This window comes from Chryseobacterium sp. SN22, assembly GCF_008329705.1.
GTDB lineage: Bacteria > Bacteroidota > Bacteroidia > Flavobacteriales > Weeksellaceae > Chryseobacterium.
Map to the genome: position 1 here is coordinate 71,649 of NZ_VTSX01000021.1, position 17,714 is coordinate 89,362.

Here is a 17,714-nt window from a genome sequence, read left to right on the forward strand (position 1 = left end):
TGAATTTGGCAATGGTATGGACCGTGAAACTTCCGGCATCCCTCAAGCTACTCATCTGGCTTCTTACGTTCATGTTTCAAATATAAATTTTGCTGTTATCGATTTTCAGCACTTCCTGCTTTTCCATTTTCTTAATGGCCCGTATAACCGTTTCAATCCGCATTCCCGTAAGAGAAGCGAGCTGCTGCCGGGTATATGGGATGGGGAAAGAAAATTGATCTTTAAAACCGAAATGGGCCTTAATGTATTTCATCAGAATATGCAGTTTCGTCACCGGGTCCTTAAAGAAGAAAGGTGCTGAGGTAACAAACCGGTAATGCATACGGTCTGCCGTAAAAGAATATAAATCCAGGATGAGCTGTGGCTGCTGTAGCAACAGGTCAGTAAACCTGATTCTTTCCAGCCTTATGATTTCGCAATCGGTAATGGCAATGGCATTTACCGCGTATTTCTTGTCCGTAAAAAGATACGTCTCCGCAAAACAATAACCATCAAAGGGGATCCCGTGAATAAATTCTTTACCGTCTTCCAAAAAGCTGCTCAATTTTACAGTGCCGGATTTTATCTGAAAATAATATTTGGGGGTGCTGTCTTCTTCGATGATAAAGTCACCGGAATGATAATTTTGCAGTTCAGCTCCATGAGAAAACAATAGGTTTTCTGAGATGATCATAGATTATTTTTAATAGTTGATTGTAGAAGCTAAAATTAATAAAATAACCTATCGCCGGAAAACCGAAAGATACCACATAGATGCCCCAAAAATGCCCTATGTAAAGACTTTTTGAGGTTTTTGTTCAATCCGTTGAAATTTTAGGCTAAATAAAGTTTTTTTAAGCTCCTGGAAATTCAGTAGAAGAAGCATGGCGGTATTGTACGGACGGGTTTAAACTGGCCCAACAAAATCCATAATAGTTTATGATCCGTTATCTGATTTTAAAATTATCCTGCTGATTTAAATATAGAATGCTCATCAGGCTGTTGGTCAGTTAAGGTTTATATATAAAAGGCTGCCCTGAAATCCGGGCAGCCTTTTTTAAAATTATTCTTTGGTTTCTTCAATTTCGTCTTCGTCATCCTCATATTGTTCAAGGAAATAAGTGAAAGTGAAATCTTCCATTTCTTCTTCCGCATCTTCAAGGGTGGTGAGAAGATCTTCAAAGATTTCCAGCTGGTCCACGGTCATGTTGACAAATTCAAGGTGGAGCGGCATTTCCAGTCTGCCGGTAATTACATCCGAAAGCGCATCCAGATTGTCTCCGAAATATTCCGGAAGCGGCAGTTTTTCTTTTAATTGGGCATAGAAATCCTCATCATCTCCTATGTCTGTAAAATCGATATATATTGTACTCATATTGAATTGAATTTTCAGTTTTTACTGATTAACATCCGGAAAATAAAAGCAAAATAAAACAATATCATTGTAAAATCACTGCTTTTTAAAACTTTTATAATGGTTTTTGCTGAGGTATACTTCACCGCCTCTGGTAAAAACGATCCGGTCTGCCTGTCTGCTTCCGCAATGATAATTCACGTCTGCCTCAAAATATTTGTTATCGGCAGGCAGTATTTTTTCCCTGTTGCCGAACCGGTCTCCGCCAATGGCCTTCCCCGGAGCCACCTCACAAAGGTTTCCTTTTGAAGGATTCCAGCCGAGGTTTCGGGCCTGATTTTTCGTGATATAATAATCCGGAAGCTTATGGTTTTGTTTAACATAATTGATAACCGTTTTCTCTTCCGTCAGCTGATCGATCGATTGCTGAAAAGAATCCCCGGAATCGTTTATTCCCGCCTTACTCAACTTTTCTGTAGAAACCGGTTTCGCATCCGCAATAAAGTTTTTGTAAACATACATCACCGACATCCCGAAGAGAAGCCCGAGGCAAATAAAAAATAGCGGTCTCATTTTATTATTCATATCTTTAATCTAATGTACCAATACAGCAATGTAACAGTTTACCAAATGTACAAATCACTCAATTGTTACACTGTCACATTGATCCGTTGTTAAATTAATCAAGCTCTCCATTCTTCCGGAACATCGCAGATCGGAATCGGAACCATTTTATGTTTTGCGGCCTTATGCATTCGGTCGAAAATCATGAACACTTCCTTATCGCGTCCTTCGTAATCTTCAACCGCTTTAATACCGTATTCTTTCTGGATTTTTTCAAGCTCTGGATAGGTAGCGCCGATCTGGTCTTCATCTGTTCTTTCCGCATCCCAAAGTCCGTCAGTAGGGATGGCATTTTGAATACTTTCAATAAGATCCAGTCCTCTGGCGATTTCGTACACTTCTGTTTTATAAAGGTCAGCAATTGGGGAAACATCCACACCGCCGTCTCCGTACTTGGTGTAGAATCCGATCCCGAAATCTTCCACTTTATTTCCGGTTCCGCATACCAGAAGTCCGTGAAGCTGACCGAAATAATACAGGTTCAGCATTCTGAAACGGGATCGGGTGTTGGCCAGCGACAGGTTTTTGTTAGGATTACCTTCCGCATACTCATGAACCGTCTGCTCGAAAGTTTCAAAAACCGGAGTTAAGTTTACCGCATGTGCTTTTACATTCGGGAATTTTTTCTTTAAATCGGCGATATGCTCCTGGGCACGGTTTACCTGGTCTTCTTTCTGACGGATCGGCATTTCCAGCAATAAAACTTCAAGGCCTGTCATGGCACAAAGGGTAGAAACCACTCCGGAATCCACACCTCCGGAAATACCGATGACATATCCGTTTACTTTTGCTTTTAACGCATAATCTTTCAGCCAGTTTACAATATGATCGATAATCTTTTGGGTTTGCATGATATGTTTATTTTTAATTATAATTCAAATTCTACCGGGTATTTTACCCTGCCTTTTTTATATTTTAACGCATTTTTTTTCAGTTCTGTGGCCATCGCGTTTTCACCTGGAACATCAAATGGAAATGTGATTCCGAAATCTGCAGCGTTACGATACCCAAATTTTAGATAATAGTCTGCATGGCCTGCCAATACAACCGATTCGTATCCCATTTCTTCGGCAATCATGTGTCCGAAAGCGATTAAATGCCCGCCAATTCCACGTCCCTGATAAGCGGGTTTTACGGAAACCGGGGCCAATGTAAGGGAAGAAAAGGTTTGCAGACCGTTTTCTACCGTAACTTTTGTAAACAAAATATGACCTGCCAGTTCAACACGTCCCGTATCATCATCAGTAAATTCAGCAACGATGGAAAGTTCCGGAATAAAATCCGGGGATTTCCGCAACCGTTCCACCAAAAACTGTTCCTGATGGTTACTTTCTGCAGAATTTCTGAAGGCTTCTTCAATAAGATGAAAAACCTTTTCATAATCCTGGGGCTGCTCCGGTCTTAATGTAATCATGGGCGTAATGTGTTTAGGATATCCTGTAGATTTCTTATTTGAAAAGCAGGTGAGGTTCTAAATTGTCTGTTGCTAAGGCTGTTCCGGTCAGAAATCGTGACGTTGGCCGGCCCTTTCTTAATATCGTTTTTCCCGATGAGGCTTTCATGATATTGAAGGATTCCAGATTCAGCTTTTTAAGGTATTTGAGGGCACTCACATCAATTATCTTAATTTTATTTAAAGATACGGTTAATTGATTAATTTTCGGAGTCGATTGCAGGGAAATATTTTCAATCTGATTGCCATCCAGGGTATAATGAAGTCAGGCTTTTCAAGTTATTCGCCGTAAAAACCGAAACCTTGCTGCCTGCACAGGAAATCAGCTGTACATTATCCATATTTTTCAGTGGCAATTTAGAGATTATTTTTATTAAAAGATAATCACATTTTTGACAGGAGAAGTCTTCTCCAGAAATAACGCCTTTATTCATCAGAAATAAATTTTCAACACTCTCGGCTTCAGACAGGCTTATTTTTTCGTCTTTATTGAGGTCATTATTTCAAGAAAGCCTTTTTAAAAATTTTTATCTTTAAAACAAGATGTCGGGCAGGGAAGGAGGACAGGAAGAAAATAAACGGTAGTGCGGTAATAATTTTATTTTTCATCATCAGGTTATGTTTAAATCATTATTTTTGTACCCTTTAATTTCATGTAAACCTATGAAGATTTTCAGAATTATAGCCCTTTCTGCAGGATTCGTTTTAGCCCTGAATTCCTGTAAGAAAGAATCTCAGAACCAGTGGAATGTAGAGATTACGGCACCTGCCGAAAAAGTTGAAATTACCGATATTTCCAGGGAACTTTACAACCCGGCTGTTTCTTCGGAGCAGTTTAAAGCCAAATATCCGTGGTTCCAGGGAACCGTGAGCGATGCCGACTTTGCTAAAAGAAGAACGGATGCCGGAGAGATCAAAATCTACAAGGAAGCTATTGCCAAAATAGATTCGAAAAAACTGCAGGCAGATCTTGAGGATCTGTTTTCGCATATCAAATACCATTTCCCTTCATTTAAAAGCCCCAAAGTATTTTTATTTTCGTCTGCTTTACAGATGGTGCAGGATCCTATTTTCTATAATGCCAAAGAAAACCTTCTGTTCATAGACGTTACCGGTTTTATGGGAGATGGGAATCCCAATTACAAAGGGCTGGAAATGTACTTCCAGAAATCCATGAACCCGAACAACATTGTACCGAAAGTAGCGCAGATTTTTGCTGAAGGATTGGTAAAAGAATCGCCGGACCATCAGAAGTTTATCGACATGATGATCCTGAACGGTAAAATCATGATTCTCAAAGATGCCTTTCTGCCAACCTATCCGGAATACCTGAAAATGAATTACACACAGAAGCAGTACGAGTGGGCGGAAGCGAATGAAGCGAATATCTGGAACTATTTTGTAGAAAACAACCTGATTTTCGGAGACGATCACCGCCTGGAAGACCGTTTTATTGCGCCGGGACCATTCTCCAAATTTTACACGGAAATCGACAACGAATCATCACCACAGATCGGGATTTTTACAGGATGGCAGATTTGTAAAGCGTATTTGGATGAAAAGCCGGATACCAAATTGCAGGATTTCCTGAAAATGGATGCTACAATAATTTTCAACCAGTCAGGGTACAAACCGAAATTAAAATAAACATACAACATCAGTATATCAAACCTTCAGCAAAGCCTGAAGGTTTTTTTGTGAAGTTTTATGTTGATTTTTACTGCTTTGTATCGCACATCACGGTTTTTGTTTTATATTATTAAACATATTCATATTCAGAACCTCAGTTTTGAATTTCCCAGATACATCCGGTTTTAAAAGATATCAGTATCGCAGTATCGTAAGGAAGCATTTTCAGGTTTCTGGGTGCCAACGGAGCCGGAAAATCCACCACCATGAAAATGCAGATCGGTCGTATTCCCGGTGAGCTGTCTTTCCGGATCTCAGTTTCTTAAATGATCAGGGAAGCTATAAATCTTTCCAAATTCCGGGAAAAATATGTAGTGATCGATCTTTGGGCAACCTGGTGCAACTTGTAAACAAATCCGTCCGGTTTTCGAAGCGAGAAATAATCAGTATAGATATTATCAGAATCTCCAGTTTATTTCGGTAAGCGTCGATGAAAATCAGTTGAAATGGAAAAATTATTTAAAGACAAAATCATCAAATATTCCCCAATTCTGGCTAAAAGATGCGGACAAGTTGATGAATATGTATAAAATCCAGTCGATCCGAGATTTATTGTGATTGATCCGGAGGGGAAAATATTTAATCTGAATACGCCGTTTCCGGATGAAGATAACTTTGTAGAAATTTTGGATAAGCTGAAGAAGTATTAACTTTGCATCAAATTAGAAACAAATAGAAGTTATGAGAAAAACTCAGATTACAATAGATGTAGAACTGGATGAAAACCACATCCCGGAAAACATTACCTGGAATGCACAGGACGGTGGAATAGAAAAGGAAGATACCAAGGCAACCATGATTTCCGTTTGGGACGAAAAAACGATGGAAGCATTAAGAATCGATCTTTGGACGAAAGAAATGCCGGTGGACCAGATGAAAATGTTTATCCATCAGATCCTGGTTTCTTTGGGAAATACCTATCAGAGAGCAACAGGAGAAGAAGATGTAGCCCAGTGGATCGAAGAAATGGCGGAAGAGTTTGCCGTGAAATCTGCGATTAAAATGTAAAAAGCGGCTGGCATTTGGCGAGAGGCGGCTGGCCTACCAATGCCTGCACGATAATAATAAATTTTTTGGTATAGGGTGTAAAGCTAAATGCCAAAAGCAATAAGCTAAAAGCAAATTATTATGAATTTCAATACAAAAGTAATACACGGTGGTCAGCACCACGAATCGGCGACAGGTTCGGTGAATGTTCCTGTTTTTTTAACGTCGACCTTTGCACAGAAAAGCCCGGGTGTTCATTCCGGATACGAATACTCCAGAGCAGCCAACCCTACAAGACAGGCGTTGGAGGATTCTTTGGCGAGCATTGAAAACGGAGCCAGAGGATTGGCCTTTGGATCGGGTCTTGCAGCAATCGACTGTGTCCTGAAATTATTGAATCCCGGTGACGAGGTGGTTGCAGTAGACGATTTATACGGCGGAACCTACCGGATGTTTACCCGGCTTTTTGAAAAATACCAATTGAAGTTTACCTTCGTCAATTTTGATGATGTTTCAAAAATTGCCGATGTCATCACCGATAAAACGAAACTGATATGGGTGGAAACCCCGACTAATCCGCTGATGAAGCTGGTCGATATTAAAGCGGTAGTGGAAGTGGCAAAAGGAAAGGATATTCTGGTAGCCGTAGACAATACCTTTGCGACGCCTTACCTTCAGCGACCGATCGATCTGGGAGCGGATATCGTGATGCACTCTGCAACGAAATATTTGGGAGGACATTCTGATGTGATCGCCGGAGCCTTGGTGGCCAAAGATGCTGAGCTGGGAGAGAAACTTCACTTTATCCAGTTTGCAAGCGGCGGAATTTTAGGTCCTCACGATTCTTATTTGGTTCTGAGGGGGATTAAAACCCTGGCCTTACGTGTTCAGAGACATTCTGAAAACGGAATGGCCGTTGCCAAATATCTGGAATCCCACCCTGCCGTAGATAAAGTAATCTATCCGGGACTGGAATCCCACCCGCAGTACGAACTGGCGAAAGCACAGATGAAAGATTTCGGCGGAATGGTTTCTTTCACCTTTAAATCCGGTAAAAAAGAGGATGCCATTAAGTTTTTAGAGAAAGTAAAAGTATTTACGTTGGCGGAATCTTTAGGCGGGGTAGAATCTTTAGCCAATCATCCGGCTTTAATGACCCACGCTTCCATTCCTGCAGAGAAACGTGCGGAACTTGGCATTACCGATGACCTGGTACGTTTAAGCGTTGGCATCGAAGATGCGGAAGACCTGATCGCCGATCTTGAAAATGCATTCTCTTAATATAACTTAATTACTTTGTCAAAGTTATAGTTTCATTGCTCTTAACTTTGACAAAGTTTTACCAAAGTTTCACCCATCCATGACAAGAAAAGCAACCCTTGAAGACATCGGGCAGTTGTCTGAACTGTTCGATCAGTACAGGATATTTTACCAAAAAGATTCAGACCTTCCGGCGGCTGAACAATTTTTAACCGAAAGAATTGAAAACGAAGACTCCAGAATTTTTGTTGCTGAAAGCGAAGGGAAACTGGTCGGGTTCGTACAGCTTTATCCCTTGTTTTCTTCGACCAGAATGAAACGTTACTGGCTGCTGAATGATTTATTTGTCAATGAAAATGACCGTGGAAAAGGCTTTTCAAAAGCACTGATTGAAAAAGCCAAAGAAATGGCCAAATCAGCCGGTGCCTGCGGGATTCTCCTCGAAACCGCCAAGTCCAACGACATCGGCAACAGTTTATATCCAAACTGCGGTTTTGAAATTTACGATGAAGTAAATTTTTAAGAATGGACCAATAAAGACATTTAAATCAATATTTAAAAACTATCATTCACTTATTATCCATTGCTTATTGCTCATTACCCATTACTCATTATTTAAGATATGACTGATTTCCAAAAATATATCCAGCGTTATCTGGACTTAGTTCCATGCGGTAATTGGCTGGAAGCATTAAAAACATCCGGTGAAAAAACCGTTGCGGTCTATTCAAAGCTTTCTGAAGAACAATCTTATTTTGCTTATGCTGAAGGAAAATGGACCCTGAAAGAGTTGCTTTTACATTTGTCGGACACCGAAAGGATTTTCCAGTACCGGATTCTGGCCATCGCCCGGGGTGATCAAAATGAGTTGCCGGGCTTTGATGAAGAACTTTATGCGAGCCGCTCATTTGCCAATGAAAGGCATCCGGATTCGCTGCTTGAAGAATACCAGTTGCTCAGAAAGTCCTCCCGGATTTTACTGGAAACCATGAATGCTTCAGCTTTGGAAACTGTCGGAAGCGCCAACGGAAACCAGATTTCCGCAGAGACTATTGGCAAGCTGATTGTCGGCCATAACCTGCATCATTTGAATATCATTGAGGAACGGTATCTGCCTAATTTGTGAGATTCTTTAAAACTCATCGTGCAATTCTGCTTAGTCTGGCTGTATTTTTAATATCGCTTACCCAACACTGTATAACATACCGATATTTTGGAACCGTTAAATATCCATCCTTTTTAGCTTTCTTATTTGGCTGGATGCATTTTGGCGGCGGCGGATTTTCGGAGGGTTGCGTTTGGTTGGCCAATCCCTTTTATTTTGGAGGAATATTTTTATTATATAAACAAAAAAAGAATACTGCTGTTTTCTTACTGATAATTTCTTTTGTTCTCGCCTTATCGTTTCTCGCCTTTAAAAGCCTGACAATGACCAAAGCGGGAGGATTGCTCCGATTATCGAACTGAATGCCGGTTATTTTTTCTGGCTTACCTCAATTTTATCCGCTTTACTTTTTTCGATTTTTTTGAAAATTAAAAATATTTGAATTAGAAACTATCAATAGAACGGCTTTAGCCCGTTTCCCAATACCATCCATCCGGCTTTAGCTAAAATTTAAAAATAATTTATTTTTTTAGCCAAAGCAACACAAATGCCTTTTATTAAAATTTATATCCATCTCGTGTTTTCAAGGAAAAAGAATTCCTTTTTTAAATACTGCTGCATTAAGGGTGAAAGTCTGGAAACCCATTAAAGCAAATGCTGCAGAAAAAGGAATTTATGTAGATAGGTCAATAGTTTTCTTATCATTGCAATTGTTTAATTTCCTTATGTTCAGAAGTTTCTTTCTGAATTAATAAAATCCAGTTAATTCGTGAAAAATTTGCCCGGCAGGACGAATATTTTGCCATTTCCGTTTCCGAATCTATGCTTGAGCCGGTACGGAATTACATCAGGAACCAGGAAATCCATCATAAAAGGCAAACCTTCGGAAGAACATCTGAAGTTTAAGGAGAAGTATAACTTTGAATAAGTCTCGGCTGAAGCCGGTGAGATTTTCCTCTTTGCCAAACGGGCTTCCTTCGCCAAGCCCAGGATGACCTAGCCCATTCCTATTGATGTTATCCCGTAATCATATAAAAATATCGATATTTATTTAAGATCAGATTTGAAAGAAAAAGTTTCATACCTACCTGTTTTTAAAACAATTCATTTGGCTGAAGCCTATAGAATTTTTATCTTTGAAAAGTGGGCTAAAGCCCGCCTTCAGTGAGTTATGGAAAACATTGTCAACCTATTAAAATCCGGCGGAACCATTTTATACCCAACCGATACGATCTGGGGAATCGGATGTGACGCCACCAATATAGAAGCCGTCAACAAAATTTTTGAAATCAAGAAACGGGAAAAAAACAAATCCATGATCATCCTCGTGGAATCTGAAAAGAGGCTGCAGGACCTGGTGGATGTTCCGGAGATGGCTTGGGAAATCATCGACCTGAGCGAAAAGCCGGTTACCATTGTTTACGAAAAGCCGCGGGGCCTGCCGAAAGAACTGCTGGCGGAGGACGGAAGCATCGGAATCCGTCTCGTTAAGAATGATTTCTGTAAAAAATTAATTACAAAACTCAACCGGCCTCTGGTTTCCACGTCGGCCAATTTCAGCGGTGAAAAAAGTCCGCTTGCATTTTCGGATATTTCTCCGGAAATGATCGGCCTGGTGGATTATGCCGTGGAAGAAGACCGCGAAAAAGTTTCTAAATATTCAGGATCTTCGGTGATCAAGATTTGGAATGACAACAGAATAAAAGTGCTCCGCGAATAAAAAGAAAAAGATTTAATTATCTTTGCAACATAATACAGCCATTAAGAAGCCGGAGCTTTGGTATTTAACCTGAATATCCGTTTTTCTTAATGGTTTTACATTAGATAACGGGATGGAAACTGCCTTTGCTTTTGTCATCCGTGATCTGAAAACTATTATTTAAACCTAAAAAAATGTTCATTAATTTAAATCAGAATAAAAACCTGAAACTTTTCAAAATCATTTCTGAGGTCGCAGCCCGGAACAACCAGTCGGTATATATTGTCGGCGGCTATGTGCGGGATCTGCTGATGAAGAGAAAAGCATCCACGGATATTGATTTTGTCACTGAACAGAGCGGCATTGAGCTGGCGCAGCACGTCGGGCAGGAAATCGATCCTAAAATGAAGGTTTCGGTTTTTAAGACATACGGTACCGCCATGATCCGGTATAAAGACCTGGAGTTGGAATTTGTGGGTGCCCGGAAAGAAAGCTATACCGAAGACAGCCGGAAGCCGGAAGTGGAAGGCGGAACCATTGAGGATGACCAGAAAAGAAGGGATTTTACCGTTAATGCCATGGCCATCTCCCTGAACAAAGATCATTTCGGTGAGCTGATCGACCCGTTTGATGGGGTGAAAGACCTGGAAAAAGGAATCTTAAGAACACCTTTGGAGCCGGCGCAGACCTATTCCGATGATCCGCTGCGGATGATGCGGGCAGTCCGCTTTGCATCAACCTTGCAGTTTCAGATTGAAGAAAAGTCTCTGGAAGCGATCAGTCAGGAAGCGGAAAGAATCAAAATCGTTTCCCGCGAAAGGATCATGGTGGAATTCAATAAGATCATGCTTTCGGAAAAACCGTCGATCGGACTCAGATTAATGGAGCAGACCGGACTGATGAAACTGATTATTCCCGAACTGATTGATCTGAAAGGCGTAGAAGAGGTGGAAGGGCAGACCCATAAAGATAATTTTTACCACACCCTCGAAGTAGTGGATAATATTTCGGTAAATACCGACAATCTATGGTTGCGGTGGTCGGCTTTATTGCACGATATCGGCAAGGCGCCGACAAAGAAATTCGTAGAAGGAACGGGATGGACATTTCACGGGCATGAGTTTTTAGGTTCCAAAATGGTCAGAACGCTGTTTCAGCGGTTAAAGCTACCGCTGGGCCCGGATATGAAATACGTGCAGAAAATGGTCAAACTTTCTTCCCGTCCGATTGCCCTGATTACCGATGATGCTTCGGATTCGGCATTAAGAAGGCTGCTTTTTGATGCAGGAGAAGATCTGGAGGATCTGTTTACGCTTTGCAAAGCCGATATTACGACAAAAAATTCCAGGAAACAGGAAAAATTCAAGAAGAATTTCGAATATGTGGCCGTCAAGATCAAAGAAGTGGAAGAGAAGGACCAAGTGCGGAATTTCCAGCCACCGATCTCCGGGGAAGAAATCATGGCGATGTTCAACCTTAAGCCCGGCCGCGAAATCGGGATCTTAAAGGAAAAAGTAAAAGAAGCCATTCTGGAAGGCGAAATCGGAAATGACAGTGAAGAAGCCAGAAGGTTTGTTATTACCGAAGCGGAAAAGCTGGGACTGGAATTGGTTTAAAAATGTTTTTCGGAGTATTCGACTATATCGTACTGGCAATCATTGTAATCTTCAGCTTTACAGCCTGGAAATACAGGATCATTATAAATGCAATTGGATATTTTATCTGGTTGTATTTTTATTTTTTGGAATCACAATTCCTGTTGGTTCCATCCATTATGAAGTTCAGAAAGCCATAAAAGGTCAGCCGTCTGCTGATAACTTTACCTTATTATACACTTTCTTCAGATTTCCCGTCTGGTGGCTGATCGGTTTGCTTGAAATATTCTGGCTAAGATATGTCCTGAAATAAAGTAATTGTTGAAGTATTTAATGTGAATCCGATAGTATTTAATTTGTTTTCAGCGATTTAATGAAAGAAAAAGCAGAGATATGACTCGGATTTTAAATAGAATTTTATCTTAACAGCATGCCAATAAGATCATTTAATATATAAGACTGTCGGCAGTATATTAACCGAAGAAACTTCCAGCATCCAGCATCCTTCTCCAGTCTTTTAAATCCTTCTCCTGGTTTGAATTCACTTAAATGTTAAGAGGGAAAAACTTCCAGCCTCCAGCTTCCTTTTTCCAACCTGTTCTACTTAAAAAATCCGTCCGGCTCATAGGAGCCGGACGGAAAAAAAAGTGGTTATATTCGCGGATAAGCCGGAATATTAATTTTTATAGAAACCGTTTGTGGCAATTCCTGTATTGAAAGAGGTTAACAATGAACCGTTGTTGGCATTGTAAACCGATACTTTACTGTCTGAGGTAAAATTTTTGGCATCAGCAATGTACAGTCTTCCGTCGATCACGTTGAATCCGTACAGGTTGGTAACACCCGTTAAGGAAACCAAAGCAGCGGTAGGAGCCGTTGTAGAGGTAATGCTCATTGAATACACTTTGCTGTAATCCACGAAATAGAATTTATCCGAATCGATTTTCAGCTTCTGAACCTGAGGAATGGTCGTCAGGGTTGTCGTCTGATAGGCCCCCGTTGCCGTATTGATCTTATAGATATAAGAAGCGGTATCATTAGAAGTAAGTACATAGGCAGATCCGTTATAAGAAACAAGATCTCTGATAATTGCGCCATTGTTCGGTAAACTTACCGTAGTAGCCACCGAGTTGCTGGAAGTATTGATGATGGTGATGGTGTTTCCGGTCGGGTGGCTTGCGTAAGGAGGGGTAGAATCATAGTAAGCTCCATCGGTCTGTACCACGATATTCCCTCCGGCTTCAACTACTTTCTCCGCATAACGGTCGAAATTGATGCTCTTCACGAAACTGTTGTCGCTTGAATTGTAAACGTTAAGTTTCTTTACCGATCCGAAATTGTTGTTGGTTACATAATATTGGCTTCCGGAATAGGCGATGTATCTTGGATTATCAAGATTTGCCGTAACGGTAGCCTGCTTTTTGAAAGTCTGTCGGTTAACGATTTCAATTTTGTTAGGCGTATTCATGACCAGATACGCATTGTCGCCTCTGAAACCGATGGTCTGAAGAACGCTTCCTAAAATTTCCTTGTTGTTGTTTGCCGCATAGATCCCGTTCTGTAAAGCCGCAAGGTCGTTGCTTACGTAAGAAACATCAGAAGTTGGTGTGGTAAACCCTCCTTCATTGGCAATGATAATACCGTTGGTATAATCTGTTTTTTGTGTTTCCATCACAAATTCGTCATCGCTACAGGCAATGTTGAACAACAGGGCCGAAGCAAATGCAAGAGATAAAATTTTTCTGATTTTCATTTATTTTTATTTAAAAATTAATATTCAAATAGACGCTGTAATTCCTTTTAGGCAGCGGATAAAAAGCGGTGGTCTGATAGATTTCATTAAAAATATTGTTCACCTTACCGCCAATGGTGTAATGCTTGAAAAAAGTTCCTGAAGCTCCCGCATTCATCACAAAATACGGCTCTATGGCAGCACTTCTTTTTTCTTCGCTGTCGGCGTAGGTAAGCCCGTTGTACATCCCCTGAACATAAAGTTTTATAAAAGAATACCGGTAATCGATGTTTCCGAAAAACTTATGGAGCGGAACATACATCATCTGCTTGTCCGTTTCAAGATTGGTGGATTTCGTATACGAATAGCCCAGATTCGATCTCAGCAGATGTTTCCCGAATTTTCTTCCGTATTCAACCTGGGATTCGAGGCCGTATGACTGCACTTTAGACGTATTGACCGGAGAGTAATAGCCCATGTTGCCCGGAAGCCAGGTAATCATATCCGTAATCCTGATGTAATAAGGCGTCAGCGTTAGTTTTACATTGGCGATGGTAAACTGGTTTTTCAGGTCAAACTGATAAGCCGTTTCAGGTTTTAGGTCAAGGTTTCCGCCGGGCTGCCAGTAAAGATCATTAAAGGAGGGATATCTGAAATTTTTAGCTGCATTCAGGTTAAGATTGTACCATTTTGCCACGTTCCAGTTTCCCGAAAAAGAAAGCAGGGTTGGGGTAGTATACCCTTCAACGAAATCCTTCTTGATCCCTGCTTCAAAACGCAAATCTTTTGTCGCAAAATACCGCAGTAATCCGGCTAGGGAACCGACATTCCGGCTGATACTTTTAATGCCGCTCATGTAGCCTTCCCCCTTATTCACCTGGAATTCCCCGATGATATTGAGGTTCCATTTCGGACTCAGGAAATAGTTGAAATCATTTTTCAGGATATAATTTTTACCCGTTCCGCCACTGCTTTTAGGGTTGCTGATATTGTCGAAATACTGGAAGTTTTCTTCCGTATACGCAGCACGGAATACATTATTCAGCTTAGACGTATTCCAGTCCCAGACCAGGAGGCTTCTCACATTCTGGGTTTCATATTTGGTTTTGGTCTGGCTGTCGAAAAATACGGGAAAATGCTGGGTTCCGTTGAAAAACTCGGAAATCCACGAAACCTGGTGATGCGGCGCAATTTTATAGGCTGCTGCAAAATTAAAGTTCGTATTTGCATATTCTCCGTTTTGGTTGATGTAGTTCCTCGATTCTTCCACCGCATAATCATTTTCGCTTACCGAGTAATTCCCCGAAAATTTAAAACTGAATTTATTATTGGAGAAAGACGCTTTTGCAAAATTATTATACGTACCGAAGGAGGCCGCTTCAGAAAATAACGAGGTCTGCAACCCTTTATCAAACTCAAGGCTGTTGTTGAGGTGTATCGTTCCTCCGATGGCTCCGCTTCCGTAAATAACACCTACACTTCCTGCTTTTACATCAAGCTGGTCGAATCCCATCGACGGAATGTTATTCACATCCCCCTGTCCCAGAAACTGGGAGTTGATGTTGATGCCGTTCCATACAAAAGCGGTGTGCCCGGCGCCTGTTCCCCGGAAAGAAGGCGATGACACCGCACCGCGTCCGTTCTCTTTGATGTAAACAAGCGATTGAAAACGTAATATCTCGGAAAGATTGGTTGAGTTTTTCCTGGCGTCTTCCGGACGGATGGTGTTTACTTTATGGAAAAGTTTCACCTTGCTCATCTGGTTATCGAAAACATAAACGGTATCGATCGCTGTTTCCTGTCCGAAAAGAAAACAACCGTAAGACGAAAAAAGCAGTACCAGCGATTTTTTTATATCCATTTTCTTTTTGCCTTTCCTCCGAAAGCAATTATTTTAAATTAGATTCTGGCAGGTCTCCTGACTTTCGCTTTCTACACCTTCCCGTTGACACAGTGGTTTGTCGTAGAAATCTTTTTGCGATTTACAGTTGCGGGGACAGTTCGGGGTTTCCACCCGATTCCCTTTTCATTCCAAATGATTGGAAACCAAAATTTTTGCAAAGATAAACTTATTCAATGGAAAAGCAAACCCCAAAACCGAATAACCCCAAACTATGGTATGAGCACTATAAAACCTACAGGCAATTATAAATAAAGAACCGGCCCTACATAAACCTTCTGCCAAATTCCGGCTATTTCCCCATATGCTCTTAAACCTTCAAACTCATACAACTTCAAATCCTCCAGGTCCTTAAAAAATATCAGGAGCTTATTCCCGCTATCCACTGTATCTTTTGGATTACGGCTTCCGCTCTGCTCCATCCGCAACCCAAAAGGATGCCGCTTCTATCGGGGCTAAAAATCCGGGACAGGATGGCTTTGAGAGCCTTAGTCACCCTCATAACAAATCCCTTTCGTAAGGAAAAAGGAAAAAACAGACCTGTGAGAAATATACGCAATCCAAATATTACGAACTACACGAAAACGAAGCGTAATTCTTCCGCTCCGGCTGGGGGAGTGGATAAATTCAAAGAAAATTTAGACGGGGTGGTTTAAAAGTATTAAGAAAATCAAAAAGTTAAAAATTACAAAAAAGTCGCATCAAAATAAAACGGCAACAGATCTTTAATCGCGTGCACTTTTACCACTTCCTCATTCATGCTTGAAAAATAAAGATCGATGTTCTCCTGCTGCTTGGTTTCGTATTCCATCAGGCTCTGGCGGCACCCTCCGCATGGCGGAATCGGCGGGTTTTTCTCATGGAATTCTTTAGGCCCGCCCACCACAAAGATCTTTCTAATCTTTACATCCGGAAAATTGGCGGCAATCCAGAACAAGGCTGTTCGTTCCGCACAAAGCCCGGAAGGGTAGGCCGCATTTTCCTGGTTGTTTCCCAAGTATATTTCCCCGTTTTCAAGCAGGACGGAACAGCCCACCAGGAAATTGGAGTAGGGGGCATAGGCTTTCTCGCGGGCTTCTTTGGCTTTTTCGAATAATTTTTTCTCTATATCGTTCAGTTCGGTACTATTCTTAAAATACTCGTAACGGATCTGAGTTTCTTTTTTCATATATTGTGGATTAAAAAAAGGGGGATAAAATTACTTCTTTTTCGTGAGGTGGGCAATATAGGCCTGTTCTTTGCAACGTTCAATTTTTTAAAACCAGATTAAAATGTTATATACTCCAATTAAATTCAGAAATGTTGAGTTGAAAAACCGTTGGGTGATGTCGCCCATGTGTATGTATTCCTGTGAAAACGGACTGGCCAATGACTTCCATTTTGTGCATTACGGCAGCCGTGCCCAGGGCGGAACGGGTTTAATTATTGTAGAGGCTACCGGTGTAGAGCCCCGCGGGCGGATTACCAACCATTGTATGGGCATCTGGACCGATGAACAGGCCGAAAAACTCCGGAAAATCGTGGAATTTGTGCATCAGCATTCAGAAAGCAAGATCGGAATCCAGCTGGCCCATTCGGGGAGGAAAGGTTCTACCTGGAACAATATCCAGATTCCGGTGGAAGAAGGTTGGGAAACCATAGCGCCGAGCTCCGTTCCCTATCATCCGAAAGAAAGGATTCCGCATGCTTTGACGACGGAAGAAATAAAGGAACAGGTACAGCATTTTAAGCTGGCGGCGAGAAGGGCGGCAGCGGCAGGTTTTGACGTGATTGAAATTCATGCGGCCCACGGCTATCTCCTGCATCAGTTTCTGTCACCGCTGTCCAACATCCGGACCGACGAATATGGCGGAAGCTTTGAAAACAGAATCCGGTTCCTGCTGGAAGTAGTGGATGCGGTAAACGAAGAACTGGATGAAAACATAGCCCTTTTTGTAAGGATTTCCGGAACCGAATATGCTGAAAACGGCTGGGATGTGGACGATAGTGTCGAATTATCTAAAATCCTGAAACAGCATCAGGTGGATCTGGTAGACGTTTCCAGCGGAGGAAATATCCATGGTGCCAAGATTCCGGTTCATGAAGGATATCAGGTTCCGTTCGCTTCAAAAGTACGCAACGAAGCGGAGGCCGAAACCGGAGCGGTAGGACTGATCACCACCACAGAACAGGCGGAAGAAATTCTTCAGAAAGGAGAAGCCGATCTGATTTTTATTGCCCGGGAGATCTTAAGGAACCCGTACAAAGCGGTTCATGGGTCTTTCCAAATGAATAAAGATTGCTTTTTCCCGCATCAGTATGAAAGAGCCAGAATTTCTGGTTAATTTTATATATTTG

Annotated in this window: 18 protein-coding genes and 1 riboswitch; of the genes, 9 read left to right on the top strand and 9 right to left on the bottom strand. The window is 41.4% G+C overall.

Translation table 11 applies throughout. From position 1 onward, the window contains the following. Positions 1 to 76: 76 nt before the first annotated feature. The 6 genes from FY557_RS14805 to FY557_RS14830 all read right to left on the bottom strand — a co-directional run bounded on the left by FY557_RS14805 (position 77) and on the right by FY557_RS14830 (position 3,844). Positions 77 to 673 (bottom strand): Crp/Fnr family transcriptional regulator, encoded by a 597-nt coding sequence (locus tag FY557_RS14805; RefSeq protein WP_149248019.1) that lies wholly within the window; start codon positions 671 to 673, stop codon positions 77 to 79. 369 nt (positions 674 to 1,042) lie between these two features. Further along, positions 1,043 to 1,354: a barstar family protein gene (locus FY557_RS14810; RefSeq protein ID WP_149248020.1), complete on the bottom strand. Its 312-nt coding sequence runs from the start codon at positions 1,352 to 1,354 to the stop codon at positions 1,043 to 1,045. A 75-nt stretch (positions 1,355 to 1,429) separates the two neighbouring features. Beyond that, on the bottom strand, positions 1,430 to 1,906 hold the full coding sequence (locus tag FY557_RS14815; protein ID WP_228451797.1) for a ribonuclease domain-containing protein: 477 nt from the start codon (positions 1,904 to 1,906) through the stop codon (positions 1,430 to 1,432). Positions 1,907 to 2,016: 110 nt separating this feature from the next. Further along, entirely contained in the window at positions 2,017 to 2,808 is a 792-nt protein-coding gene (nadE, locus tag FY557_RS14820; protein WP_149248022.1) for an NAD(+) synthase, read from the bottom strand. A gap of 17 nt (positions 2,809 to 2,825) precedes the next feature. Continuing rightward, complete coding sequence (locus tag FY557_RS14825; RefSeq protein ID WP_149248023.1) at positions 2,826 to 3,371, bottom strand: GNAT family N-acetyltransferase; 546 nt, start codon at positions 3,369 to 3,371, stop codon at positions 2,826 to 2,828. A 272-nt stretch (positions 3,372 to 3,643) separates the two neighbouring features. Beyond that, a complete protein-coding gene (locus FY557_RS14830) occupies positions 3,644 to 3,844 on the bottom strand; it encodes a hypothetical protein (RefSeq protein ID WP_149248024.1) in 201 nt (66 codons plus the stop codon). Between the two features lie 229 nt (positions 3,845 to 4,073). Between FY557_RS14830 and FY557_RS14835 the strand changes: the two genes are divergently transcribed. The 8 genes from FY557_RS14835 (at position 4,074) to FY557_RS14875 (ending at position 11,766) form a co-directional block, all read left to right on the top strand. Continuing rightward, entirely contained in the window at positions 4,074 to 5,057 is a 984-nt protein-coding gene (locus tag FY557_RS14835; RefSeq protein WP_149248025.1) for a gliding motility protein GldB, read from the top strand. 396 nt (positions 5,058 to 5,453) lie between these two features. Further along, positions 5,454 to 5,657, top strand: coding sequence for a thioredoxin-like domain-containing protein (locus tag FY557_RS14840; RefSeq protein WP_228451799.1), 204 nt, complete (start codon positions 5,454 to 5,456; stop codon positions 5,655 to 5,657). Between the two features lie 123 nt (positions 5,658 to 5,780). Beyond that, on the top strand, positions 5,781 to 6,107 hold the full coding sequence (gldC, locus tag FY557_RS14845; RefSeq protein ID WP_149248026.1) for a gliding motility protein GldC: 327 nt from the start codon (positions 5,781 to 5,783) through the stop codon (positions 6,105 to 6,107). A gap of 120 nt (positions 6,108 to 6,227) precedes the next feature. Then, positions 6,228 to 7,367 carry a cystathionine gamma-synthase gene (locus FY557_RS14850; RefSeq protein ID WP_149248027.1) on the top strand — a complete coding sequence of 380 codons (1,140 nt, stop codon included), beginning with the start codon at positions 6,228 to 6,230 and terminating at the stop codon, positions 7,365 to 7,367. A 79-nt stretch (positions 7,368 to 7,446) separates the two neighbouring features. After that, a complete protein-coding gene (locus FY557_RS14855; RefSeq protein WP_149248028.1) occupies positions 7,447 to 7,869 on the top strand; it encodes a GNAT family N-acetyltransferase in 423 nt (140 codons plus the stop codon). 99 nt (positions 7,870 to 7,968) lie between these two features. After that, positions 7,969 to 8,472 (top strand): DinB family protein, encoded by a 504-nt coding sequence (locus FY557_RS14860; protein ID WP_149248029.1) that lies wholly within the window; start codon positions 7,969 to 7,971, stop codon positions 8,470 to 8,472. Positions 8,473 to 9,622: 1,150 nt separating this feature from the next. Continuing rightward, entirely contained in the window at positions 9,623 to 10,171 is a 549-nt protein-coding gene (locus tag FY557_RS14870) for an L-threonylcarbamoyladenylate synthase (protein WP_149248030.1), read from the top strand. Between the two features lie 173 nt (positions 10,172 to 10,344). Next, entirely contained in the window at positions 10,345 to 11,766 is a 1,422-nt protein-coding gene (locus FY557_RS14875; RefSeq protein WP_149248031.1) for a CCA tRNA nucleotidyltransferase, read from the top strand. Between the two features lie 655 nt (positions 11,767 to 12,421). Here FY557_RS14875 and FY557_RS14880 read toward each other — a convergent pair. The 3 genes from FY557_RS14880 to FY557_RS14890 form a co-directional block, all read right to left on the bottom strand. Continuing rightward, positions 12,422 to 13,498 carry a hypothetical protein gene (locus FY557_RS14880; protein WP_149248032.1) on the bottom strand — a complete coding sequence of 359 codons (1,077 nt, stop codon included), beginning with the start codon at positions 13,496 to 13,498 and terminating at the stop codon, positions 12,422 to 12,424. Between the two features lie 10 nt (positions 13,499 to 13,508). Further along, on the bottom strand, positions 13,509 to 15,338 hold the full coding sequence (locus FY557_RS14885; RefSeq protein ID WP_149248033.1) for a TonB-dependent receptor plug domain-containing protein: 1,830 nt from the start codon (positions 15,336 to 15,338) through the stop codon (positions 13,509 to 13,511). A 29-nt stretch (positions 15,339 to 15,367) separates the two neighbouring features. Continuing rightward, positions 15,368 to 15,543: riboswitch (cobalamin riboswitch) on the bottom strand. 519 nt (positions 15,544 to 16,062) lie between these two features. Beyond that, entirely contained in the window at positions 16,063 to 16,545 is a 483-nt protein-coding gene (locus tag FY557_RS14890) for a cytidine deaminase (protein WP_149248034.1), read from the bottom strand. A gap of 103 nt (positions 16,546 to 16,648) precedes the next feature. Between FY557_RS14890 and namA the strand changes: the two genes are divergently transcribed. Beyond that, positions 16,649 to 17,701, top strand: a complete 1,053-nt coding sequence (namA, locus tag FY557_RS14895; protein ID WP_149248035.1) for an NADPH dehydrogenase NamA — start codon at positions 16,649 to 16,651, stop codon at positions 17,699 to 17,701. The last annotated feature ends 13 nt before the right edge of the window (positions 17,702 to 17,714 follow it).

Excerpts from the sequence above, each read along its gene's own strand:
- FY557_RS14805 (WP_149248019.1), bottom strand. The coding sequence starts at position 673 with ATGATCATCTCAGAAAACCTATTGTTTTCTCATGGAGCTGAACTGCAA.
- FY557_RS14810 (WP_149248020.1), bottom strand. The coding sequence starts at position 1,354 with ATGAGTACAATATATATCGATTTTACAGACATAGGAGATGATGAGGAT.
- FY557_RS14815 (WP_228451797.1), bottom strand. The coding sequence starts at position 1,906 with ATGAGACCGCTATTTTTTATTTGCCTCGGGCTTCTCTTCGGGATGTCG.
- nadE (WP_149248022.1), bottom strand. The coding sequence starts at position 2,808 with ATGCAAACCCAAAAGATTATCGATCATATTGTAAACTGGCTGAAAGAT.
- FY557_RS14825 (WP_149248023.1), bottom strand. The coding sequence starts at position 3,371 with ATGATTACATTAAGACCGGAGCAGCCCCAGGATTATGAAAAGGTTTTT.
- FY557_RS14830 (WP_149248024.1), bottom strand. The coding sequence starts at position 3,844 with ATGAATAAAGGCGTTATTTCTGGAGAAGACTTCTCCTGTCAAAAATGT.
- FY557_RS14835 (WP_149248025.1), top strand. The coding sequence starts at position 4,074 with ATGAAGATTTTCAGAATTATAGCCCTTTCTGCAGGATTCGTTTTAGCC.
- gldC (WP_149248026.1), top strand. The coding sequence starts at position 5,781 with ATGAGAAAAACTCAGATTACAATAGATGTAGAACTGGATGAAAACCAC.
- FY557_RS14850 (WP_149248027.1), top strand. The coding sequence starts at position 6,228 with ATGAATTTCAATACAAAAGTAATACACGGTGGTCAGCACCACGAATCG.
- FY557_RS14855 (WP_149248028.1), top strand. The coding sequence starts at position 7,447 with ATGACAAGAAAAGCAACCCTTGAAGACATCGGGCAGTTGTCTGAACTG.
- FY557_RS14860 (WP_149248029.1), top strand. The coding sequence starts at position 7,969 with ATGACTGATTTCCAAAAATATATCCAGCGTTATCTGGACTTAGTTCCA.
- FY557_RS14870 (WP_149248030.1), top strand. The coding sequence starts at position 9,623 with ATGGAAAACATTGTCAACCTATTAAAATCCGGCGGAACCATTTTATAC.
- FY557_RS14875 (WP_149248031.1), top strand. The coding sequence starts at position 10,345 with ATGTTCATTAATTTAAATCAGAATAAAAACCTGAAACTTTTCAAAATC.
- FY557_RS14880 (WP_149248032.1), bottom strand. The coding sequence starts at position 13,498 with ATGAAAATCAGAAAAATTTTATCTCTTGCATTTGCTTCGGCCCTGTTG.
- FY557_RS14885 (WP_149248033.1), bottom strand. The coding sequence starts at position 15,338 with ATGGATATAAAAAAATCGCTGGTACTGCTTTTTTCGTCTTACGGTTGT.
- FY557_RS14890 (WP_149248034.1), bottom strand. The coding sequence starts at position 16,545 with ATGAAAAAAGAAACTCAGATCCGTTACGAGTATTTTAAGAATAGTACC.
- namA (WP_149248035.1), top strand. The coding sequence starts at position 16,649 with ATGTTATATACTCCAATTAAATTCAGAAATGTTGAGTTGAAAAACCGT.